Genomic DNA, 24230 nt, shown 5'->3' on the forward strand with positions numbered 1-24230 from the left:
GTGCTGGCTGACACGACACAGTGGATCACCGGCTCAGACCGGCGCATCGCCGCCCCCGAAACCGGCAGGCTTGCCATTGCCGGGACCGTTGCCCGGCCCGCCACCGTTTCCGCCACCGTTGCCATTGCCGTTGCCCGGCTCCTCAGGGTCGAGGCCGCCGTTCTCGGGATCGACACCCTGGCCCGGATCTCCTCCGGCCGGATCGACTCCTTGGCCGGGATCCTCGCCGCCATTGCCCGGATCGGACCCGGGCCCTTGCCCTGGATTACCATTGTCGGGCGCACCGCCACCATTCCCGGCGCCACCATCGTTGCCGCTGCCTGCGCCGCCGCCATTGCCACTACCAGCACCGCCGCCATTGCCGCTACCAGCACCGCCGCCATTGCCGCTACCAGCACCGCCGCCATTGCCGCTACCAGCACCGCCGCCATTGCCGCTACCAGCACCGCCGCCGTTGCCGCTACCGGCTCCGCCGCCATTGCCGTTGCCAGCACCGCCGCCGTTGCCGCTACCGGCTCCGCCGCCATTGCCGTTGCCAGCACCGCCGCCATTGCCGTTGCCAGCACCGCCGCCATTGCCGCTACCGGCTCCGCCTCCATTGCCACTGCCTGCGCCGCCGCCATTGCCGCTACCGGCTCCGCCGCCATTGCCGTTGTCGGCACCACCGCCATTGCCGCTACCAGCACCGCCGCCATTGCCGGCATTGCCGCCAGCTTTGCTGCGGGCAGCTGCCGCCACGATATTGCCCGCGAGCGATCCGATTTCACCCTGGATAAAACCGCCGGAAACCTCGTCGAGATCGACCGGGCCGCTGACGATCGCCCCGCCGATTTCCTGCGACGCACCGCCGGGGTTCGGAACCGGCACCTTGACCGTGCCGCCCTGAGGTTGGCCGGCGCCGCGATTGGGCGAATCGATGATTTTCTGCCCGTCGCCCTCGACCACGAGCCGCAGGCGGTCGTTCGCGCTGACCATCGCCACCACGCCCGGCAGGACGAGGTCCTTTGCCCCGCCATCCTCGGTCGCCACTTCGACCGCGCCTTCGGTCACCTGCACCGAGGCCCCTTCGGCCCCGACGGTGACGGTAAAGGTCGTGCCCTTTACCACCGCGGCGAGATACGGCGTGCCGACGCCGAAATGCGGATCCTTCTGCTTGTCGATCCGGAACAGCGCACGCCCCCAGTCCTGCACTACCTGGATCACCGAGCGCGATTCGCTCCCGTCGGCGATGCGAATGCGCGTATTGGGCCGGATCGTGACGAACTGCCGTTCGCGGACGATTATCGCATTGCCGCCATTGCGCGCCTCAATCGAATCGCCTGGATCGAGCTTAGCGCCGCGACGCGCCGCACGTTCACCACTGTCGTCCTTGATCACGACCTGGCCTTCGACCTCGCTCACGGTCCAGGGGCCGGACTGGGCAAACGCACTCGTACTGCTCAAGAGAACAGCGATCGGTGCAAGAACGATGGTTGTTCGTCTGTGGCGCATAGTACAATCCCTTCAGCCCTACCGAATAGGACAGGGCATCTTTCACTCAGACAAAGGATGTTGGTTAAAAACGGGTAACTTCGAATACTAATATTAAGCATTTGGTTATGGCGACCCGTTAATGAGCGCAGCCAGGGAGGTCGCACTTGATGCGCGCAAAACTCATCGCTGCGACCATTGCGTTCGGGCTCGTCGGATTGCGCCCTGCCCACGCGCAGGATGCGCAGGAACGGATCGATCCCACCCAGCTCGAAGAGCGCGATGAAGAGGACACGCCCAGTGAGGCGGCCCCGATCTACATCGAGCCGGAATCGGTGCTGCCGGTCGCCGTCGGCGCCAAGCAGTACGATGTCGGCGCCATCGTGATCGACGGAAATTCGGCCCTGTCCGACGAGGCCTTCCTCGACATCATCGAAGCCTACAGCGCCCGCACGTTGATCGAATCCGAGATCGCCGCGCTGGCCGATGCGGTCGCGCGGCGTGCGCGCGAACGCGGATACGTCCTCGCTACCGCCACCATCGCACCGCAATCGCTTTCTCCCGGCGTGCTGCGCGTGACGCTCGAGGAAGGCTCGGTCGACGAGATCCGCGTGGTGGGCGTCGATCCGGACGCGATCTATTCGCAACTGAAGCCCTTGGTCGGCAGCGGCCCGGTCACCCTGCCCGAACTCGAACGCAGGGTGCTCATCGCGGGCGACGTATCGGGGGTGGTCATCCGCTCGACCCGGCTCGAGCGCGAAGGCGACCGCAACGTCCTGTTGGTAAACGCGACGCGCGAAAAGGCCTCGGCCTCGGCTTCGCTCCGCAATGACGGGACCGAGGCGATCGGGCCCTTCCGCGCGCGGATCGACGCCGATTTCAACGGTCTGCTAGCCGCGACCGACGAAGTCGATCTCACCCTTTCCACGTCGGTGCTAGAGCCCGGGGAATTGCAATACCTGGCCGCCCGTTACGCCGGGACGGTCTCCCCCGACGGGCTCCAGCTCGCCCTGTCCGGCTCCTATTCGGCGACCCGGCCCGGGGCTTTCCTGCGCGATCGCGAAATCCTTGGCGAATCGTGGCGGGCGGAATTGCGCGCGCGCTATCCAATGTTGCGGTCGCGCCGGGCGAGCATGTGGCTCGAAGGTGAATTCCAGGTCCGCGACCTGCGTCAGGACCGCGCCGGGATCCGGGTCCAGCACGATCGGCTCGCGGTGCTTCGCGCAGGCGCCTTCGGCACCGCCGAGCTCGCTGGCGGGCGCCTGCGCGGACGTATTACGGTGGCGCGCGGCCTCGATATCCTCGGCGCGACGCAGGCGGGGGACCCGCTGGCTTCGCGCAGCGACGCGTCGGGCCGGTTCACCCTCGCCGAAGCATGGCTTTGGTACCGCTGCACGCTCGGCGGCAATTTCGGGCTCGAACTGTCCGCGCGCGGACAGGTTTCGAGCGATCCGCTGCTGATCACCGAAGATATCGGCCTCGGCGGCCCGTATTACTTACGCGCCTACAATTACAACGAACGCTCGGGAGACGAAGGCGTCATGGGCTATGCCGAGCTGCAATATTACCTGGACAAGCCGGTCGACTTCGTCAGCGGCATGCAGTTTTATGGCTTCATCGATGGCGGCGTGGTCAGCGAGATCGGCACCGCCGTGAACGACGGCTCGCTGTTCTCGGCCGGCGGCGGTGTGCGCGTCGACATCACCCGCAGGCTCGATGTCGATCTCGAGCTGGCGGTCCCGCTATCGGGGCCGCGCTTCGACAGCGATGGGTCGACGCCCAAGGTCAATCTGAGCGTCTCGCAGGATTTCTAGGCGCGCGCCCGCAGCGCCAGCAGCGCAAAGCTCGCGAGCCAGTGTTCGCCCATGTAATCGCCGGTCACATGCGGCAGCGCGGCGTCGAGATGGCGCTGCGCGGTCACCTCGTCACCCAGTTCGCGCCACGCCCATGCGCGGCTGAGGTTGAGTCCGTCGAGATGGGCGATCTTGCCGTCGGTGCGATCGCTGACCGTGGCGGGCGTGAACAGGGTCGGCGGAAGGTGCGCGGAGCGTCGGGGGAGAAGCGCAGTGAACCACGGCGCGAATTCCTCGGGCGACAGCGTGCGCTTCATCAGCAAAGCCTCCGCGAGGGTCGGCGAAAGGAACTCGTCGCCGCCCGGTTCCCAGGCCTGCGAATCGCGATCCTGATCGAACCAGCCGCGCGCGGTGCGGCGGATCGTCTCCGCGAGTTCCTCGTCGAACCGGTCGGCCCACTCGATCGCAAGCGTCAGCGCGAAGGCAGAGTTCGGGTGTGCGCCGGTGCGGATCGGATAGGTGAGCACGCCGAGATAGGCCTTGAATCCCTCTCCGAAATGCCGCGCGAGCGGCTCAACCCGTGTCGCCCAGTCGCAATCCTCGTGCCGCGTCGCCTCGAGGTGGAGGTAAAGCAGCCACGCCCAGCCATAGGGGCGTTCGAACCCGCGCGAGGCGGGGCGCTGCGCATAGGCGAGTTCGACCGCCAGCTTTTCCTTGGTGAAGGTGGTTTCGGCGAGCAAGGCGATATCGCTCGCCTCCGGCATGTCCGGATAGAGCCGCCGCAGCGTCAGCAGCGTCCACCAGCCATGCACGCAGGAATGCCAGTCATAACTGCCGAAGAAACACGGATGGAGCGTGCGAGGGGAGAGGACATCCTCGTCGCCTTCCATAACGTGGTCGAGCTTGTGCGGATATTCGCGCGCGACGTGGCCGAGCGCGGCTTTCGCGAAACGGCGGGCGATTTCCTCGGTCAGTTCCATAGCAGGAATGCCCCCACATAGATGATCACCACGTTGCAGACCCAGAGCGGGATCGCGGTGCCCACTTGCTGGCGGATCACCCCGTTCTGGTCCTTCAGTTCCAGCAATGCGGCCGGGACGATGTTGAAATTCGCCGCCATCGGGGTGAGCAGCGTGCCGCAGAAGCCCGCCAGCATCCCGACCGCGCCGATCGTCGCGGGATTGCCCCCGTATTCGACGATCAGAAGCGGTATCCCGATCGCAGCCGCCATCACCGGGAAGGCGGCGAAGGCATTGCCCATGATCATCGTGAACACCGCCATGCCGAGCGCGAAAACGACCACCGCGACGAACACGTTGCCGTCGGGGATGATCGTGCCTGCAAGGCTGCCGATCACGTCGCCCACGCCCGCAAGCGCGAACACCGCGCCCAGCGCGGCGAGCATCTGCGGGAGGATCGCGGCCCAGCCGATCGAATCGAGCAGCCGTCGCCCCTCCTCCATCGGCGCGAGCGCGGGCGGGCGCAGCCATGCGATCCCCGCCGCCAGCGCGAACAGCACGCCGATCGCAAACAGCAGCAGCGTCTCGCGCCGCTCCTCGAACAAGCCGGTCTCGCCGAACGGCGTGTAATTGTAGGCCAACGTGCCGATCACCGCGGTCAGCGGCACGACCAGCGCGGGCAGGAACAGCTTGTTGCCAAGCAGTTTGGAAAAGTTCTGGCGCTCGGCGGGCGCGGTCGTCGCCGGATCGCTACGCTTCAATCCGCCCATGCCCGCAACCGCCACCAGCGCCAGCACGATCAGCCCGTTGACGAAATCGGAGACATGGCTGCCGACCAGGAAACTAAGCGCGAGCAGGCCCCAGAAGCCGGCATTGCCGAAGCGGCGATCGCGCAGGCTCAGCAGCGACCAGCCGACGAAGAAGATCCCGGCGAGGATATAGAGCCATTCGTAGGTGATCATTTGGCCGTCCTCCCCAGTCGCTTGTCGAAGGCGAGGATGCGGCCGCCATGGATCAGGAAGGCGCAGATCGCGGTCGGGATCGCCCACACTGCCAGTTCGAGTGGGGTGAGTTTATAGCCGTATCCTTCGAGCACGCCCTGAATCAGCAGGATCGAGGCGATAGCGAAGAAGATGTCCTCGCCGAAGAACAGCCCGACATTGTCGGTCGCCGCCGACATCGCCTTGACCTTCTCGCGCTCTTCCTCGGGCAGGTCGCCGTGGGTCTTGACCGCCGCGGCCTCGGCCATTGGCGCCACGAGCGGGCGCACCGCCTGCGGATGGCCGCCGATATCCTTCATCCCGATCGCGGCGGTGATCTGCCGGAAACCGAGATAGAAGACGAGCAGCTTGCCCATCGTCGCGCCGCGCAGATTCTCGATCACCGCGCGGGCGCGTTCCTGCAGGCCGTACCGTTCGAGCAGGCCGATCACCGGCAGGATGATCCAGGTGACCGAGATATAGCGATTGTCGTTGAACGCCGATCCCAACGCTTCGACCACCGAAACGAGGTCGAGCCCCGCCAGCACCCCCGTCGCGACGGCCGCGCCGACCACCACCAGCAGCGGGTTGAAGCGCAGGGCGAACCCGATCACGACGATCGCGATGCCCAGCAACGGCCAGTAGTTCATGTGTCGCTTCTCCCGAAACCGCCGCCACCCGGCGTCAGCACCACGAATGTATCGCCCGGCTGCATCTGCGCCGAGCCGGTCGCGCCCAGATCCTCGCGCGCACCGTCCTTGCGCTCGACCCAGTTTTTGCCCGGCAGCGCATCCTCGCCACCTTCGAGCCCGCGCGGGGCGATCTTGCGGCGATTGGCGAGCATGTTGGCGCGCATCTCTTCGAGGAAGGTGAGGCGGCGGACCACGCCATCGCCGCCACTATGCGCTCCCTTGCCGCCCGAGCCACGCCGGATCGCGAACTCCTCGAGCCGCACCGGCAGGCGCGTTTCGAGGATTTCGGGATCGGTGAGGCGCGAATTGGTCATGTGGGTCTGCACCGCACTGGTGCCGTCATGGTCCGGCCCCGCGCCCGATCCGCCCGCGATCGTCTCGTAATACTGGTGCCGTTGGTTGCCGAAGGTGAAGTTGTTCATCGTCCCCTGGCTTGGCGCGAGCCCCTTGCAGGCGGCGAACAGGCAATCGGTGACGACCTGGCTGGTCTCGACATTGCCCGCGACCACCGCGGCGGGCGGGACGGGGTTCAGCATCGACCCATCCGGAACGACCAGTTCGACCGGGCGCAGGCAACCGTCGTTCATCGGGATAGGATCGTCGATAAGCGTGCGCAGGACATAGAGCGCGGCAGCGCGGGTGATCGATCGCGGTGCGTTGAAATTGTCGTCGCGCTGATCGGAGGTCCCGGTGAAATCGAAGACGGCGGAGCGGTTTTCGCGATCGATCCGGATAGCAACCTTCACCACCGCGCCACTGTCCATTTCATAGGCGAAACTGCCATCCTCGAGCCGGTCGAGTAACCCGCGCACGCTTTCCTCGGCGTTGGCGAGGACATGGCCCATATAGGCGGCGAAGACATCCGCTCCGTGTTCGGCCGCCGAGCCGGTCAGCAATTCGGCACCTCGCGTGCAGGCGGCCAGCTGCGCGCGCAGGTCGGAAATATTGCGGTCGGGCGCCCGGGCCGGATACTCGCCGCTCGCCAGTACGTCGCGCACCCCGGCCTCACGAAACCGGCCTTCGTCGGCGAGCAGGAAATTGTCGATCAGCACGCCTTCCTCGTCGATCGTGCGGCTTTCGGGCGGCATCGATCCGGGGGCAATCCCGCCGATATCGGCATGATGCCCGCGCGCAGCAACGAATGCGTCGGGCGCCTCGCTCTCGTCAGAATAGAATACAGGCACGATCACCGTGACGTCGGGCAGGTGCGTCCCTCCGCGATAGGGATCGTTGAGGCAATAGGCGTCGCCTCGCTTCATCCCGCGCCCGTCGGCGGGCTTGCCGTCCGCACCCTGTCCGCGCGCCTCGATTACCCGGCGGATCGAATCCCCCATGCTGCCGAGATGCACCGGGATATGCGGCGCATTGGCGATCAGCGCGCCTTCGGCATCGAAGATCGCGCAGGAAAAATCGAGCCGTTCCTTGATGTTGACCGAGGTCGCGGTCGACTGGAGCACCAGTCCCATTTCCTCGGCGATCACCATGAAGAGATTGTTGAAGATCTCGAGCCGGACCGGATCGACCGTGGTACCTTCGGCACGCCGCGTGGGCCGCGCCTCGACGCGCTTCAAGACCAGCGAGCCTTCCTCGGCCAACTGTCCCTCCCAGCCAGGCTCGACCACGGTGGTGGAGCCCGGATCGATCACCAGCGCGGGGCCGGCGATCGCCGCGCCGTCGTTCAGCACCGCGCGCTCGACCGTTTGCCACTCGCCGCTCGCCTCGCCCGCGACCGCGACCGGCTCGGGCGCGATGTCGGCAAGCCCGCCGACAGTTCCGCTGGCCTCGACGCTGAGCGCCTCGACGATGATCTCGGCCGCGTCGTCCGACCAACCGAAACGGTGACGGTGCTCGCGACGGAACTGCGCGTCCATCGTCTCCGCGTCGGCGCAATCGAGCGTCAGCGTGCTGTCGCTCCCGGCGAAGCGGAGCTGCGCATGCGGCGCGATCTCGATCGCTGCCTCGGGGATATCCTGGTCGAGCAGCGCCTGCCGCGCCTCGTCCTGCAATCGCTCGAGCGCTTCGTCGAAACCGTCGGCCAGCGGAACGACCATACTGCGTTCGCGGATCGCCTTCACCGGGGCGAGGCCGATGCCGTAGGCCGAGAGCAGGCTGGCGAGCGGGTGGACGAGCACGGTGTCCATGCCCAGCTCGTCGGCAATGCGGCAGGCGTGCTGCCCGCCCGCGCCGCCGAAACAGGCGAGTGCATAGGTCGTGACGTCATGGCCGCGCGCGACCGAGATCTTGCGGATCGCGTTCGCCATGTTGTCGATCGCGATGGCGAGGAAGCCTTCGGCGATCTCGTCCAACGGCATCGGTTCGGGCAGGCTGTCGGCGACCTCCTGCAAGCGTGCATGCGCCGCCGCCGCGTCGAGCGGGCCGTCGCCGTTCGGGCCGAACACGCGCGGGAAGAAGGCCGGGTCGATCCGCCCGAGCACGAGGTTGCAATCGGTCACCGTCAGCGGGCCGCCCTTGCCGTAGCAGGCGGGTCCCGGGTCGGCGCCCGCGCTTTCGGGGCCGACCCGGAAACGCGCGCCGTCGAAGCGGCAGATCGAGCCGCCGCCCGCCGCGACGGTGTGGATCTGCATCGCCGGGGCCGCGACGCGCACCCCCGCGATCACCTCGTCGCCGGTCAGTTCGTATTGCCCGGCATAGTGGCAGACATCGGTGCTCGTCCCGCCCATGTCGAAGCCGATCAGGCGTTCGTGGCCAAGCGGCTCGCACGCCGCGACCATCCCGACCACGCCCCCGGCCGGGCCGGAGAGGATAGCATCCTTGCCGCGAAAGCTCCGAGCTTCGGCAAGCCCGCCGTTCGACTGCATGAAGGACAACCGATCGTGTTCGGGCAGGTTCGCTCGCAGCCCGTCGACATAGCGGTCCAGTACCGGCGAGAGATAGGCATCGACCACGGTGGTATCGCCGCGCGGCACCAACTTGATCAGCGGCGCGACCTCGTGCCCCGCGCTGATCTGCGAGAAGCCGAGTTCGCGCGCGATGACCGCGACGCGCCGTTCGTGCGCCGGGTATTTCCAGCCATGCATGAAGATCACCGCGAGCGCGTCGAACCCCGCCTCGCGCAGCTCCTGCAATTGCGCGCGCACCGCATCCTCGTCGAGCGCCTGCAAGGTTTCGCCGTCGACACTGACCCGCTCGTCGATCTCGACCACGCGTTCGGGCAATTGTTCGGGCAGGACGATATGGCGCGCGAAGATTTCAGGGCGCGCTTGCGTGCCGATCCGCAGCGCGTCGCCGAAGCCCCTTGTGATCGCCAGCGCGAGACGCTCGCCCTTGCGTTCGAGCAGCGCATTGGTGGCGACGGTAGTGCCGATCCGGACCTCGGCGATCGGACCTTCACCGTGTTCGGCGAGCAGGCGTGACACAGCCTCGCTCGCCGCATCGTCGTAGCGACCCGGATCCTCGGACAGCAATTTGTGGGTCACGAGCCTGCCGTCGGGCGTGGTCGCCACGACATCGGTGAAGGTTCCCCCGCGATCGATCGCGAAGCGCCAGCCTGCCTTTGGATCACTCATGCCCGTTCGGTCGCACGAACCGGGACACCCCGCAAGTTCAGTCGGGCAATCGCGCTGCACACGTGTCGAAGCGCGTCAGCCGATCACACCGTCATCGCGCGCCTTCCCGATCCGCGCGTCGTCCCAGCCGATCTCGCGCAGGATCGCTACGCCATCCGCGCCGACCTCGGACCCCGGTTGCGGGGTATCGGTCGCGGTCTCGGAATAGCGCGGTGCAGGCGCGGGCTGGGTGTCGCCGCCGACCTCGACGAAGGTCCCGCGCGCCTTGTTATGCGGGTGCTTGGGGGCCTCGCCCATCGACAGGACCGGGGCGAAGCAGACGTCGGTATGCTCCATCAGGTCGCACCATTCCTTGCGCGTACGGGTGCGAAACAGGCTGGTCAGCTTGGCCTTGAGCGAGCCCCAGGCGGCAGGATCGTGCTGGCGGTCGAATTCGGGATCGTCCTCCAGCCCCGCAAGCCGCCGCAACTCGGCGTAGAATTGCGGTTCGATCGATCCGATCGAGATGTATTCTCCGTCGCTGCATTGATAGGTGTCGTAATAATGCGTGCCGGTGTCGAGTGCGTTGGTCCCGCGCGTGTCCGACCACACGCCGGCATTGCGCATGCCCCAGATCATGCCCATCAGCAGCGCGGAGCCGTCGGTCATCGCGGCGTCGATCACCTGACCTTCTCCCCCGCGCGCGACGTGCAGCAGTGCACTGACCATGCCGTATGCGAGCATCATGCCGCCGCCGCCGAAATCGCCCACCATGTTGATCGGCGGGGTCGGCTTCTCGCCCGCGCGGCCATAGTGATAGAGCGCGCCCGCCAGCGCGATGTAATTGATGTCGTGCCCGGCCGCCTGCGCATAGGGGCCGTCCTGCCCCCACCCGGTCATGCGCCCGTAGACGAGGTTGGGATTGTCCTCCAGCAGCACTTCGGGGCCGAGCCCGAGCCGTTCCATCACACCGGGGCGATAGCCTTCGATCAGCCCGTCGGCGGACCGGCACAATTCGCGCACGACTGCGCGGCCCTCTTCGCTCTTCACGTCGACCGCGATCGAACGCCGCCCGCGCGCCAGCACGTCGCGCTGTGCCATCACTCTCGCGCCCGCACCGGGGCGTTCGACCCGGATCACCTCGGCACCGTGATCGGCCAGCATCATGCCCGCAAACGGACCCGGGCCGATCCCGGCCATCTCGACGATGCGCAATCCTGCAAGCGGTCCGGCCACGCTACCCTCCCCGTTGTTAATCGCTTGCTTAAACCGCGCTCCGGCACGCGGCAAGCACGCTCTCGAGCCATTCGCGCGCATCCGCGCGATCGCCCGCGTCGCAGACGAATTCCTGCCCGCGCGCGGCGGCCGCGAGCGTACCGTCTTCGTGCCAGCGTTCGGGCTTGCCGTGATAGCTGAGCCCGCATTCGCGCATGAAGGAGGGCACGCGCCAACGCGACAAGGGACCGCCCGGGACGGTCAGCCGCAGGTCGTCGGGCGCGGATTGCGCCAGCCCGCCGGGCCCCGACCAAGCGGTATCGTTCTTCGCGTGCATGCCGATTGCGTGGGGGAAGCCGAGCGCGACCAGCTCGTTGCGACGCACGGCGTCCATTTGCTCGATCGGCTCGATCCGTTCGATTTGCATCCAGCCGAAAATGCGGTGATGACGCTTGCCATCGGGCCCGGCGAACAGGCCGAAGAACAGGAAGGTGTCGCCGCTCCCGACCCCCTGGTTTTCGAGGTGCGATTGCGCGGCGGCGCACTGGCCGAGGATTGCAGTGCCGCAGTCAGGGAACATGGGATCGTGATGGCAATGCTCCGCACCGGAAAGCTTGCCGCGAGAAGCATTCGCAACATGATCGGCCAAGCCGAGATCGTCCCACGTGGTCGAGGAATGACCCCCGCTCGGGATCGGCAGGCTCACCGGCACGCCGTCGACGATCGGCGACGGACCGCCGCCCGAAGAGCTGTCGAACCCCTTGCGGCTGAGGACGATTTTCACAGCGTCAGCCGGATCCCGCCCCACACCGTGGTCGGCGTGCCGAGATCGATCGAGCCACCCTGGTTGCGCGTGATGATGCGCTCGCCGGTCAGGTTCTCGCCGCGCAGCACAAACGACAGGCGCTCGGTCAGCGGCAATTGGGCGAAGGCACCCAGCATGGTCGCGGCGGGCAGCAGGTCGGTTTCCTGGTCGCTTTCGAACTGGTCGCCGACGTGGCGCAGGGTCAGCGCCACCTCTGTCCGCTGGTGCGGCCGCCACGCCAGCGCCGCCCCGCCTGCGATCTCTGCCACCTGCGGCGGACGATTGCCGTCGAGCGGCGCGGCCGCGCCCGTTCCCTCGACCACGGCATCGGTGACAGCGATCGAGGCGCGCGCCGAGAAGGTGCCCCAGCGCAGCTCGCCGTCGAGCTCGATACCGCGCGCGCGCACCGCGTCGAGATTGCGGCGCTGGCGCAGCACCGGCGTCAATGTGACGTTGGCGACCGCATTTTCGAGCCGGTTGTCGAAAGCGGTGAGCGAGAGCCGCGCGTTGTCGCTCTCCCAGTCGGCGCCGATCTCGTAGCCCCACAGCATTTCGGGGGCGAGCGCGGCATTGGCCTCGGTCACAACCGGGAAGATCACGAACGGTCGGTACAATTCATTCAATGTTGGCACGCGCAGGCCGCGATAGACCGCCGCCCGGATTGCCACCGCATCGCTCGCTTCGAAGCGGAGGCCCGCCCGGCCCGTCAGCCCCCAATCGCTGCGCTCGGCAAAGCGATCATCGGTCAGCACCGCGCCGGTCGCACTCTCCGCGCGATAGAAACCCTCGGCGATGGTCCAGCGATCGGCGCGCAGGAGGCCAAGCCAGCTCAACCGTCCGCTCTCGCCCGACAGCCCGGCGAACAGGCCGAGATCTTCATTGGTCCCGCCCGTCCGGCGGCGCTCGGTAAGGTTGCCCGAAAACGCGCTGATCGCATCCTCGCTCAGGACCCCCGAAGCCCGGCGGTAGTCGATCCCGAAGCGCCACTCGCCCAGTGCCGTTTCGGGCGGGCGCAATTCGATCTTGCCCCCCAGCCCGGTGCTCGGCGTCTTGCGCTGGTCGAGCACGGGGGTGAAGCGGGTCGAACTGATCACCACGTTCGAGAAATCGCGCAACTGGACGTAAGCTAGCGCCTCGACCTGCCACGCGCCGCGCGCGACCAGCCGCACGCTGGCATCCTGTCCGCTGGTCGAGCTGTCGGCCCCGGCAAACCGCAGCGTGCGTTCGTCCTCGAATAGGGCGACGCGTGCCTGCAACTCGACGCCCTGCGAGAGAGGCGCGACCGCGCGTGCCTCTACCGAACGGGCATCGTAGGCGGCGGGTACGGTGGCGCTCTCGCGCTGGTCCTGCGGCGTGGTGAAGAACCCGTCACCGCGATCCCAGCGGGCCGACAGCGTCGCAAAGCCTTCGCCGAGACGCGGCGCGGCCTGCACCCAGGCCTCGGTCCCGCCGCGATCGTTGACCAGGGCTTGTGTGGCGAGCGGATCGAGTTGGTCGGGCCCCGCGCTTTCGAGCGCGATTGTGCCCGATACCGCTCCCGCGCCGAATGCCCCGGCCCCGCCGCCTCGCGTCACCGCAATCCGGCCGAGCCGTTCCGGGGCGATCGCGAAAAACGGGATGTAGCCGAAGAACGGATCGGCCAGCGGCACCCCGTCGAGCAGCACCAGTGCGCGGCTGGTCGCATTGCCGCCGAGCGCGCGCAGCGTCGCGCCCTGCGCCGAGGGATTGGCCGAACGGCTGTCCGAACGGCGGAACTGCTGGAAGCCGGCGACGCCTTCGAGCACGTCCTCGATCCGGCCCGATGGCGCGGCGAGGATCGCCTCGCGGTCGATCTCCTCGGTCGCGAGCGCTTCCTCGCCCTCGGGCGCGTCGAGCGCTTCGCCGGTGACGACGAGCGTGTTCTCTGCCTCCTGCGCGAATGCCGGGTGGCCGAGGGCAAGGAGCGGGAGCACGAGAAAGGAACGATGCATGGCGTTTCCTAGCATTGTCAAAGCCCGCGTCGAGGGGATAGGACGCGCGCATGAGCGAACCGCGTATCATCGACATCAGCCAGACCCTGCGCGTCGGCATGCCCAACTGGCCCGGCGAGCCCGAATTCGCCTACACCCGCAAGGCCGAAATTTCGGACGACTGCCCGGTCAATACCGGTGAGGTGGTGATGAGCACGCATGCCGGGACGCATGCCGATGCGCCGCTGCACTACCATGCCGACGGCGTCGACAGCGCACGCAGCGACCTCGCCGCCTATGTCGGCGAATGCGCAGTGGTCGATGCCCGCAACGCGATCGACGCGGTCAAGATCGAGGATATCGATTGGGATGAGCTCGCAGGCGCCAAACGCGTGCTGTTCCGAACCTATGACCGGGTCCCGCGCGCCGCATGGGACCACGGCTTTTCCGCGATCGATCACGCGGTGGTCGATCGCCTCGGCCAGCAGGGCGCGGTGCTGATCGGCACCGACACCCCGTCGCTCGACCCGATGACCTCGAAGACGATGGACGCGCACCACGCTGTCCGCCGCCACGACATGCGTATTCTCGAAGGCCTGGTCCTCGATCACGTGGCAGAAGGACGATACGAGCTCGTCGCGCTGCCGCTGCCGATCGAAGGCGCCGATGCCAGCCCGGTACGCGCGATCCTGCGCGAGCTCGCATGACCGATCCCGCCGCCCTCGACGCCGCCGACCCACTGGCGCATTTCCGCGATCGCTTCGCGCTGCCCGAAGGGACCATCTATCTCGACGGCAATTCGCTCGGGCCCCTCCCCAAGGCGACGCGCGAACGTATGCACGCAATCGTTGACGAGGAATGGGGCGACGGGCTCATTTCGAGCTGGAATGCCGCCGGGTGGATCGACGCCCCACGTCGGATCGGTGACAAGCTCGCCCGGCTCGTCGGAGCGAGAGCGGGCGAGGTGATCGCCTGCGATTCGACCAGCGTGAACATCTTCAAGGCGCTCGCCGCCGCGCTCGACTGCAATCCCGATCGTTCGGTGATCCTGTCGGAAGGCGGGAATTTCCCGACCGACCTCTACATGGCCGACGGACTCGCCCGCCTCAGTCCGCGAGCGAAGACGCGCATTGTCGATTACGACGACCTCGAACGCGCGATCGACGAAAGTGTCGCAGTCGTGCTCGTGACACAGGTCCATTACAAGACCGGCCGTATGCGCGATCTCGTGGATTTCACCGCGAAGGCGCATGCAGCCGGCGCACTGGTGGTGTGGGACCTGAGCCACTCGACCGGCGCAGTCCCGGTCGACCTCAATGGCGCGAAGGCCGATTTCGCGGTCGGCTGCGGCTACAAGTATCTGAACGGCGGCCCCGGCGCGCCGGCCTTCCTGTTTGCTGCCGAACGTCACCACGCAGCGGTGCAGCCGGTCCTGGCGGGCTGGTTCGGGCATCGCGCGCCGTTCGAATTCACCGACGATTACGAGGCTGCTGCGGGAATCGAGAAATTCCTCGCCGGCACGCCGCCCATGCTCGGTCTCGCCGCGCTCGAAAGCGGGGTCGACCTGATGCTCGAGGCGGACATGGCGGCGATCCGCGCCAAGTCGCTGTCGCTATCTCGCCTGTTCATGGAGCGGATGGCAACGCTCTGCGAGCGCCACGGCTTCGAACTCGCCAGCCCCGCGGACGACGCGCAGCGCGGGAGCCAGGTCTCCTATCGCCACGAACATGCCTGGCCGATCTGCCAGGCGATGATCGCGCGTGGCGTGATCGGCGATTTCCGCGCCCCCGATATCTTCCGCTGCGGCTTCAGCCCGCTCTACCTGAGCCACGCCGAAGTCGCCCGTGCGGTCGAGATTCTGTCCGAGGTGATGGAGAGCGACGCGTGGCATGCTTCGGAACACCAGGCCAGGCGCGCGGTTACATAGGTCGCGACTTCGATTGAAGGCGCGGCGCCGCCCGGGTAAAGGGCGGCGCATTGTTTTTGATCCGATCAGAAAGTCCCACCGCTTGCCAGCCTCCATTGATCGCCAGAGTTTCCGCCTCGCCTATCGCATGGAAGAGGAGGCCTGCGTCACCGAACGCCTCAAGCAGGCCGGCCCGGCGAGCCGCCTGCACGACCAGGCGGCCGAGATCGCCGGGCGGTTGATCACCGATGCGCGCAAGCGCAAGGCCTCGGGGATCGACGCCTTCCTCCACACTTACGGCTTGGCGACCGAGGAAGGCATCGCGCTGATGTGCCTCGCCGAAGCGCTGCTGCGCGTGCCCGACAGCCGCACCGCCGACATGCTGATCAAGGACAAGCTCGCGGGGGTCGACTGGGCCGAACACATGGGCGACAGCCCTTCGACCTTCGTCAATGCCGCGACCTTCTCGCTGATGCTGACCGGCGAGGTCCTCAACGGCCCGACTCCCGACATGCGCGGGCTCGGCACGACGCTCAAGCGCACCGCCAACCGGCTCGGCGGGCCGGTGATCCGCAAGGCGACGCTGCAGGCGATGACGATCCTCGGCGGCCAGTTCGTCTACGGCCGCACGATAGAGGAAGCGCTGAAGCGCGCCGCCCCCGAACGCGCCAAGGGGCTGACCCACAGTTTCGACATGCTCGGCGAAGCGGCGATGACCTTCGCCGATGCCGAGCGCTATCGCATCGCCTACGAACAGGCGGTCGAGCGTCTGGCGCGCGAGGCGCAAGGGACGATCGCGGCTTCGCCCGGCATTTCGGTCAAGCTCTCGGCGCTCCACCCGCGCTACCAGTTCACCCACGCCGAAAAGGCGATCGCCGACCTCGTTCCCGTGGTCCGCGCGCTGGCCGAGAAGGCGCGCGACGCGAACATCCACTTCACGATCGACGCCGAAGAGGCCGAACGGCTCGAAATGTCGATGGACATCATCGAGCAGTTGGTCGCCGAGGACGATCTCTTCCGCCTGCCCGACGGGTCGCGCTGGGAGGGCTTCGGCCTCGCGATCCAGGCCTACCAGAAACGCGCCGCCCCGCTGTGCGACTGGACCGTCCGGCTCGCGCGCAAATACGATCGCAAGCTGATGGTGCGGCTGGTCAAGGGTGCCTATTGGGATACCGAGATCAAGCTCACCCAGGTCGGTGGTTACGACGATTTCCCCGTCTTCACCCGCAAGATCGGCACCGATGTGTCGTATCTCGCCTGCGCCTCCAAGCTGTTGCAGGCGGGCGACGACATCTACCCCGCTTTCGCGACCCACAACGCCTACACGGTGGGGGCGATCAAGGCACTGGCTGCCGAGAACGGCCGCGAGGGCAAGTTCGAGTTCCAGCGCCTCCACGGCATGGGCGAGGACGTGTTCGGCGCGCTCGCCAAGCTCGAAGGCAACCAGCGCACCAATGTCCGCATCTATGCGCCCACCGGCACCCATAAGGACCTGCTCGCCTACCTCGTGCGCCGCCTGCTCGAGAACGGAGCGAATTCCTCCTTCGTCAACCGGATGGCCGATGCGGAGGTGCCGGTCGCGGACCTGACCACAGACCCGGTGGCCGAACTCGCCGCGCTCGAACCCAAGCGCAATCCGGCGATTCCGCTGCCGCGCGACATTTTTCCCGATCGGATCAATTCGAAGGGTGTCGACCTCGCCGACCCGCTGGTGCGCGAACCGCTGATGGACCGGCTCGACACGCTCGACACGCGGGAATGGGAGGCCGCGCCGACGATCACCGCGACCAGCTATGGCGACAAGGACGCGATCCACGCGCCGCAGAACCGCGACGACGTGGTCGGCTGGGTCCGCGAAGCCACCGAAGCCGACGTCGAACTCGGCATTTCGGTTGCGCTCGAGGTGCAGGATGCGTGGAATGCCTATGGTGGCAACGCCCGCGCCGAGCTGCTCGACAAGGCCGCCGACGCGTTCGAGGACCACATGGACGAGTTCCTCTCGCTGTGCCGGCGCGAGGCGGGCAAGACCGTCATCGACGGCGTGCTCGAGGTTCGCGAAGCGGTCGATTTCCTGCGCTATTACGCCAACGAGGCGCGGCGCCAGTTCGCCGGGCCGATCGACCTGCCGGGCCCGACCGGGGAGGAAAACCGCCTGACGCTCGCCGGACGCGGGATCATCGGGACGATTACGCCGTGGAACTTCCCGCTGGCTATCTTCATCGGCACCGCCGCCGCGGCGCTTGCGGCGGGCAATTGCGTGCTCGCCAAGCCCGCCGGGCAGACTCCCCTGATCGCCGCGCTGGCGGTCGATCTGTGCCATTCGGTCGGGATTCCCAAGGAAGTCCTCCAGCTGATCCCGGGCGACGCCAAGCCGGGCATCGCGCTGAGCTCGGATCCGCGCATCGCCGGCATCGCCTTCACCGGTTCGACCCAGACTGCGCAGGCGATCAACCGCACGCTCGCTGCGCGCGAGGGACCGATCGGGATCTTCATCGGCGAGACCGGCGGCCAAAACGCGATGATCGTCGACAGCTCGGCGCTGCCCGAGCAGGTCACGCGCGATGTCATCGCCAGCGCCTTCCAAAGCGCCGGCCAGCGTTGTTCGGCGCTGCGCGTGCTCTACCTGCAGGACGATATCGCCGACGAGATGCTGACGATGATTCGCGGCGCGTTCGAAGCGCTCAATGTCGGCGATCCGAAGCATCTCGAAACCGATGTCGGCCCGGTGATCGACGAGACCGCCAAGCGCTCCCTCGACAAGCATATCGCAGGCAAGAAGCGGCAGGGCCGCAACGTCTACCAGAAGAAGCTCCCGCGCGCGCTGCGCGCCGGCACCTTCGTCGCCCCGACCATCGTCGAGATCGAATCGATCGAATCACTGAAGCGTGAGAATTTCGGTCCGGTGCTCCACGTCGCGCGCTTCCGCGCCGACCGGCTCGAACAGGTGATCGAGGATATCAACGGTACCGGCTACGGCCTGACGCTCGGCCTCCACAGCCGCATCGACGCGACCCGCCGCCTCGTCGAATCCAAGGCTCGGGTCGGCAACCTCTACGTCAACCGCAACCAGATCGGCGCGGTGGTCGAGAGCCAGCCCTTCGGCGGCGAGGGCATGTCGGGCACCGGTCCCAAGGCGGGCGGCCCGCATTACGTGTCGCGCTTTGCGACCGAACGGGTGGTGACGATCGACACCACCGCGGCGGGCGGCAACGCTTCGCTGCTGGCCGATATCTGATGGAGGTGGTCCTTCCATGAGCCGGACGCGGCCTCTGCTGATCGCGGGGGCCGCGCTGGCGATCGGAGGGCTGCTCTGGGCCGAACGCCGTCGCCCCCTGCGCGAGCGCACACTCCCGCAATGGCCGCGGCTCGCCACCAACCTGCTGCTCGGCGCGAGCTGCGCGCTGGTGATCCGCGCGGTCGAAACGCCGCTGGTCGGGCGCATAGCGGCGACCAACGAGGCGAAGACTCGCGGCATCATGCACCTGCTGCCTAGGCGCCTGCGCTTCGCCGGCGGGTTGCTGGCGATGGATTACGCCTATTACTGGTGGCACGTCGCCACCCACAAGGTACCGTTCCTGTGGCGCTTCCACCGGGTCCACCACCTCGACCGCGACCTCGACTCCTCGACCGCGATCCGCTTCCACGCGCTCGACATGCTGGTCTCGCTACCGTTCCGGCTGGTCCAGACGCGGCTGGTCGGAGTCGATCCCGCGACCCATCGCGCATGGCAGGACTTCTTCTTCGCCTCGGTGCTGTTCCACCACTCGAACCTGCGCCTGCCCCACGGATGGGACCGGGCCCTCTCGCACCTGCTGACCACGCCCAAGATGCATGGCATCCACCATTCGGCCGTGCTGTCCGAACAGGACAGCAACTGGACCAGCGGTTTCAGCCTGTGGGACCGGCTCCACGGCACCTTCCGCGACGACGTCCCGCAGGGCGCGATAACCATCGGACTCGACGATGCCCGATCGCTCGATGATCTCGATCCGGTGGACCTGGTCCGGGCCCCGTTTCGCCCGCTGCCGCAGCGCTGAAACCCGCCATCTCACGCAGAAATCGGCGTTTAACCAAGAATTAGGGACGTTTGCCTATTCCGGATGAACCGAAATCCGGGAGACCACGTCCAAATGAACGCCCTGGCCCAGTCGCTGTCTGTCGAACCGATCGAAGAGGATCGCGGCGCGAACCTGCGCGAAGAGCTCGCCAAGATCGAGATTCCCGAGATCGAGGAAGACGTGGATGGCGATGCCCTGTCGCGCTGGCTGACGTCCAAATCGCTGGCCGAAAAGGCCAAGGCGATATCGGTCATCACGATCGGCTCGCTGCTCACCGTGGCCACCCTCGCCGTGCTCGCGCTGCTGTTTCCCGAACACGCGGGTGCATTTACTGTCGCCATCATCAGCATCACCGTCGCGGGCACCATGCTGGGGCTCGCCAGCCTTCGCTTCATCCTCGACCGGATCATCGACCCGTTCAATGCGATAGCGCAGGGCATGACCCGGCTGGCAAAGGGCGACCGGGACGTCGTCGTCACCGGCACCCATCGCGGCGACGAAATCGGCAAGCTTGCGCGCGCCTTCGCCGTGTTCGTCAAGTCGGGGCACAAGCTCGATGAATTGCTTGCCGACCGGAAGGAGGCGGCCAAACGCCGCGAGGAAGAACGCGAACGCCGCCATACCGCCGCCGAAGACGCCCGGCGCGAAGCCATCAACCGCCTCGCGGCGGATTTCGAAAGTTCGATCAGTCGCGTTGCCGGCAGCGTGGCCTCGGCCAGCGCGCAGTTGCAGGAAACCGCCACCTCGATGGCGATCGCCGCCGAACAGGCGACCACCCAGACCGGACAGGTCGCCGTCGCCATGGACAAGGCGCATACCGGCGTCACTTCTGCGGCCACGGCGTCGGACGAATTTGCCATGTCGATCGCAGAGATCAGCCGTCAGGCCACGCAATCCGCCGAACTGGCGCGCAAGGCCAGCGACGCCGCCGACGGTGCCGACGAGACCATTTCCGCGCTTTCCGCAAGCGCCACGCAGGTCGGCCAGATCGTCGAACTGATCCAGTCGATCGCGCAGAAGACCAACCTGCTCGCGCTCAATGCCTCGATCGAGGCGGCGCGTGGCGGCGAGGCAGGGCGCGGCTTCGCCGTCGTCGCGAGCGAGGTCAAGGAACTGGCCAGCCAGACCAGCCGGGCGACCGAAGAAGTTGCCGAGCAGATCCGCGCGATCCAGGGTTCGACCGGCGACAGCGTGTCCGCCCTGCGCTCGATCGTCGACCAGATCGAACAACTCGAATCGACCTCGATCTCGATCGCCAGCGCGGTCGACCAGCAATCGGTCGCCGGACGCGATCTCGCCCGCAATATCGATATCGCGGCGCGCGCCACCGACGAGGTTTCGACGAGCATCGAGCAGGTCCGCGAAACCTCAATCGCCAACGGTGCGGCCGCCGGCCAGGTCCTGTCGAGCGCGACCGAGCTCGAGAGCCAGGCCTCGAGCCTGCGCGCCGACGTCGAGCGCTTTCTCAAGCAGGTCCGCGCGGGCTGAGCCTTTGCGCTAACCGGCGCGTCGAGGCCGACCGATCACGGTCGGCCCCGACCGGTCATCAGTCTTCCCACCAATAGGGCAGGCGGCGTGCGTCGCCGGTCTCGACCTCGTTCATCGTCCGCGCATCGTAGAGCCGCCCGCCGAGCATGACGTGGCTGATCTTGTCCGAATTGCGGATATTTTGCGACGGGTCCGCATCGAGCACCACGAGGTCGGCGAGCTTGCCGACTTCGAGACTGCCGATATCGCGATCCATCCCGAGCGAACGCGCCGGGGCGATCGTGCCTGCGCGCAGCGCCTCGACCGGGGTCATCCCGCCGCGCACGAAGCTCCACAGCTCCCAATGCGCCGCGATCCCGGCCTGTTGGCCGTGCGCACCGATCGACACCTCGACCCCGCGCTCGGCCAGCTTCTTCGCCTCGCGCGCGGCATCGTCGTCGTAGAACGCCCATTCGGGCGCCTTGGTGCGGCGCGCAGTGCCCGCCAACAGCCATTCGGGCGGCGAATGAATGAGCAGCGGATTGGCGAAGACGTCCGTTTCCTGACGCCAGTAGGGATCACCGGCAAGCCCGCCATAGGTTACCGCCAGCGTGGGCGTGTAATTGGTGTCCGACTGACTGAAGAACTGCAGCACGTCCTCGTACATCACCCCGACCGGGATGTTGTGCTCAACCGTCGAGTTGCCGTCGGCGATCAGGTTCATGTCCATCCCGAACAGCGAGCCGCCTTCGGCCACCACCAGCATGTTTTCCGCCCGCGCGGCGGCGACCACCTGCTGGCGCTGTTCGCGGCGCGGCTGGTTGTAGTTCTTCACGCTGACGCCGCCCTGCGCCTTGATCCGGCGCACATGCGCAAGCGCATCCTCGTAATTGTCGATCCGGGCGAAGAAGCCGGGCGCCTTCGCGCCGTAGATCACCTCACCGGTCGAGAAGATGCGCGGGGCGAGCAGGCTGCCGGTCTGCTGGCGTTCGGCGGCGGCGAAGATCGTGCTCGCTTGGCTCGATGGATCGTGGATCGTCGTCGTGCCGAGCGCGAGCTGCTGGACCTGCGCCCAGTTTTGCTGCGGGATCAGATCACCCTGCCCCTGCGGCCCGTGGGCGTGGGCATCGACGAGACCCGGCATGATCACCTTGCCCGCCATGTCGACCGTGGTCGCGCCGCGCGGGATCTCGACCGAACCGGCCGGTCCGACCGCGACGATGCGATCGCCGCGGATCAGCACGGTGCCGTTCTCGATCGCGCCCGCACCGCTTTCGCCGGCCATGGTCAGGATCTTCGCCCCGACCAGGGCGACCATGCCATCGGGCTTATCCGCCGGCACCGTCATCGCCATCGAGACGCCGGTTTCGGGCGGGGTGAACTTTTCGTCCGATCCCGGCGCATCGGCGAAAAGCTGCGACAGCGCGACGCGATGGAAGGTGGGGCCGTTCGACCAGGTTACCGTCCGTCCGTCGGCACTCCAGCCGATATAATCCGCGCCGCCCTTGGAAACCTTGGTCACCGGCAACGCGCCGCCGCTTTCGCCCACGCCGATCGCCTGACCACCGGGCATCAGCGGCATCACGAAGAGCTCGTAATTCTGGACGTAGGCGACGAATTCGCCGGTCGGGGAGACGCTGAAGGTGCTGGCGAGATCCCCCTGGGCGTGGACGCGCTTCGCTTCGCCATTGAGGTCGGTCGAGACCAGCTGGAGGCTTCCGCCGCCGAAGCCGAGCGAGAACAGCCGGCCGCCGTCGGCACCGAAATGCGGGTTGGAGAGCCCGCGCGCAATCAGTTCTGGCGTGCCGCCACTCGCGCTCACGCGATAGGTACCGGCATCTTCCGAATATTCGGGATCGAGCAGGAAGCCACCCTCGCCCTTCTGGAACACGATCGAACGACCGTCGGGCGCGAAACGCGGGTTCGAATAGTGGCCCGGCACGTTCGTAATCTTGCGTGGATTGCGACCATCCGCGTCGGCGACGATCACTTCGCCCAGCCCGGCATCGGTCCAGCGGACCCAGGCCATCCGGTTGCCGTCGCGCGAGAAGGTGGGCCAGCCTTCGATGGCACCGCCGTCGCGCGTCAGACGACGCGGCGTGCCGCCATCGACCGGCTTGACCCACAGCTTGCCGAGGCTTTCGAACACCACGCTGCGCCCGTCGGGCGAAAGGGTCGCGCCCTTGGGCATCTTGGTGGTGATCGTATCGGGGGCGACCTCGATCACCGGATGCGGCGCGCTCGCGACGCCGCGCGTGTCGTCGATGCGGAACGGGATCACCGCCGCGCCGCTACCATCCGCATTCACGCGGCGCAGCTTGCCGCCCGCCCAGAACACGATGGAACGGCTATCGGGCGTCCAGTCCATGTTGGGGTAAACGCCGTAGACCGCCCATGTCCCTTGGAGGTCGAGGTCGAGATCGCCGTAGATCTCGCGCGTCGCTCCGGTGGTCAGGTTCTTGACGAACAGCTTGGTCTGGTCGCGTTCGCGCCGGACGAAGGCCATCAGTTTCCCGTCGGGCGACGGGGTCGGGCGAACCGAGCCGCCATAGCCCGAAACCGCAGTGCTCGTTTCGCCCGTCGCGAGGTCGTAGCGTTCGATCTCGAACAGCGACTGGGTGGTGTCCTGTGCGTATTCGAAGATCGGGCCCGAGGACACGTTCCTAGTATAATAGATCGCTTCGCCGTCGGCCGAGTAGATCGGCTCGCCGAGTTCCTTCTGGTGCTGCGGGTTGGGCCGCTCGACCAGCGCGACACCGCCGCCGCCCGAGACATGGTAGAGCCAGACTTCACCGGTGCCTGCCGATCGTCCCGTCGTGAAGTGTTTCTTGGCGATGATGAAGCGCCCGTCGGGGGACCAGTTGGGCTGGTTCAGGAGGCGGAAGCTCTCCTTGGTCAGCTGCTTCTTGTCCGACCCGTCGGCATTCATCAGCCAGATATTGTCACCGCCGCCGCGATCCGAGGTGAATGCGATGCGGCGACCATCGGGCGACCAGCGCGGCTGGACTTCCCAGGCGAGACCTTCCGAAATCCGCGTGGGCGTGCCGCCCCCGATCGGCATGGTGTAGATATCGCCGAGCATGGCGAAGGCCAGCATGCGCCCGTCGGGCGAAACGTCGACATCCATCCAGGTGCCTTCGTCGGTACGGATCGGGACCTGCTTGATGTCGAATCCGCGCGGGGCGGTGACGTCCCACTTGCCGTCGTCAGCCGTTTCCTCGGCCACCGGGGTCGCGTCGACTTCCTCGCCGCTGTCCTGTGCGGGAAGCTCGTCGGGCTCGGGTTGCGGCGGGATCACCTCGTCTTCAGGCTTCTCGGTCTCTTCGACCGGCTGGTCCTGCACATCTTCGTCCTGCGCGAAGGCGGGCTGCGCTACAAGGACGAGGGCAATTGCGGATGCGACTGACGCGACTGAGGTGAATTTCATTGG

Annotated in this window: 15 protein-coding genes; 6 read left to right on the top strand and 9 right to left on the bottom strand. The window is 67.0% G+C overall.

What is annotated here, in order from left to right:
* Positions 1 to 33: 33 nt before the first annotated feature.
* Positions 34 to 1401, bottom strand: coding sequence for a FecR domain-containing protein (locus tag IEW49_RS09910; RefSeq protein WP_188642520.1), 1368 nt, complete (start codon positions 1399 to 1401; stop codon positions 34 to 36).
* Positions 1402 to 1640: 239 nt separating this feature from the next.
* On the opposite strand from IEW49_RS09910, the gene IEW49_RS09915 reads away from it, so the two are divergent.
* Entirely contained in the window at positions 1641 to 3284 is a 1644-nt protein-coding gene (locus IEW49_RS09915) for a ShlB/FhaC/HecB family hemolysin secretion/activation protein (protein WP_188642521.1), read from the top strand.
* Here the strand turns inward: IEW49_RS09915 and IEW49_RS09920 are convergent.
* From IEW49_RS09920 to IEW49_RS09950, 7 genes are all read right to left on the bottom strand, one after another.
* The gene (locus IEW49_RS09920; RefSeq protein ID WP_188642522.1) at positions 3281 to 4243 is read right to left on the bottom strand and encodes a DUF2891 domain-containing protein; all 963 of its coding nucleotides are present in this window, start codon (positions 4241 to 4243) and stop codon (positions 3281 to 3283) included. The genes IEW49_RS09915 and IEW49_RS09920 overlap by 4 nt on opposite strands.
* Positions 4234 to 5184 (bottom strand): DUF979 domain-containing protein, encoded by a 951-nt coding sequence (locus IEW49_RS09925; protein WP_188642523.1) that lies wholly within the window; start codon positions 5182 to 5184, stop codon positions 4234 to 4236. The genes IEW49_RS09920 and IEW49_RS09925 overlap by 10 nt, the downstream gene beginning before the upstream one ends.
* Positions 5181 to 5852, bottom strand: coding sequence for a DUF969 domain-containing protein (locus tag IEW49_RS09930; protein ID WP_188642524.1), 672 nt, complete (start codon positions 5850 to 5852; stop codon positions 5181 to 5183). The genes IEW49_RS09925 and IEW49_RS09930 overlap by 4 nt, the downstream gene beginning before the upstream one ends.
* Positions 5849 to 9421 (bottom strand): hydantoinase B/oxoprolinase family protein, encoded by a 3573-nt coding sequence (locus IEW49_RS09935; protein WP_188642525.1) that lies wholly within the window; start codon positions 9419 to 9421, stop codon positions 5849 to 5851. Before IEW49_RS09935 ends, IEW49_RS09930 begins: the two co-directional genes overlap by 4 nt.
* A 75-nt stretch (positions 9422 to 9496) precedes the next feature.
* Positions 9497 to 10636 (bottom strand): CaiB/BaiF CoA transferase family protein, encoded by a 1140-nt coding sequence (locus IEW49_RS09940; RefSeq protein ID WP_188642526.1) that lies wholly within the window; start codon positions 10634 to 10636, stop codon positions 9497 to 9499.
* 28 nt (positions 10637 to 10664) lie between these two features.
* Positions 10665 to 11399 carry an Nmad3 family putative nucleotide modification protein gene (locus tag IEW49_RS09945; RefSeq protein ID WP_188642527.1) on the bottom strand — a complete coding sequence of 245 codons (735 nt, stop codon included), beginning with the start codon at positions 11397 to 11399 and terminating at the stop codon, positions 10665 to 10667.
* Positions 11396 to 13390 carry a TonB-dependent receptor gene (locus IEW49_RS09950; protein WP_188642528.1) on the bottom strand — a complete coding sequence of 665 codons (1995 nt, stop codon included), beginning with the start codon at positions 13388 to 13390 and terminating at the stop codon, positions 11396 to 11398. The genes IEW49_RS09945 and IEW49_RS09950 overlap by 4 nt, the downstream gene beginning before the upstream one ends.
* 50 nt (positions 13391 to 13440) lie before the next feature.
* On the opposite strand from IEW49_RS09950, the gene kynB reads away from it, so the two are divergent.
* The 5 genes from kynB (at position 13441) to IEW49_RS09975 (ending at position 20821) form a co-directional block, all read left to right on the top strand.
* Complete coding sequence (kynB, locus tag IEW49_RS09955; protein WP_188642529.1) at positions 13441 to 14076, top strand: arylformamidase; 636 nt, start codon at positions 13441 to 13443, stop codon at positions 14074 to 14076.
* Positions 14073 to 15296: a kynureninase gene (gene kynU / locus IEW49_RS09960; RefSeq protein WP_188642530.1), complete on the top strand. Its 1224-nt coding sequence runs from the start codon at positions 14073 to 14075 to the stop codon at positions 15294 to 15296. Before kynB ends, kynU begins: the two co-directional genes overlap by 4 nt.
* Before the next feature lie 127 nt (positions 15297 to 15423).
* A complete protein-coding gene (putA, locus tag IEW49_RS09965) occupies positions 15424 to 18510 on the top strand; it encodes a bifunctional proline dehydrogenase/L-glutamate gamma-semialdehyde dehydrogenase PutA (protein WP_373282523.1) in 3087 nt (1028 codons plus the stop codon).
* A 16-nt stretch (positions 18511 to 18526) separates the two neighbouring features.
* A complete protein-coding gene (locus IEW49_RS09970) occupies positions 18527 to 19312 on the top strand; it encodes a sterol desaturase family protein (protein ID WP_188642532.1) in 786 nt (261 codons plus the stop codon).
* A gap of 93 nt (positions 19313 to 19405) precedes the next feature.
* Positions 19406 to 20821, top strand: coding sequence for a methyl-accepting chemotaxis protein (locus IEW49_RS09975; RefSeq protein ID WP_188642533.1), 1416 nt, complete (start codon positions 19406 to 19408; stop codon positions 20819 to 20821).
* A 58-nt stretch (positions 20822 to 20879) separates the two neighbouring features.
* Here the strand turns inward: IEW49_RS09975 and IEW49_RS09980 are convergent, their stop codons facing one another.
* Positions 20880 to 24227 carry an amidohydrolase family protein gene (locus IEW49_RS09980; protein ID WP_188642534.1) on the bottom strand — a complete coding sequence of 1116 codons (3348 nt, stop codon included), beginning with the start codon at positions 24225 to 24227 and terminating at the stop codon, positions 20880 to 20882.
* Positions 24228 to 24230: the final 3 nt, after the last annotated feature.

It is taken from the genome of Pseudoblastomonas marina (assembly GCF_014641655.1).
Classification (GTDB): Bacteria; Pseudomonadota; Alphaproteobacteria; order Sphingomonadales; family Sphingomonadaceae; genus Alteriqipengyuania_A; species Alteriqipengyuania_A marina.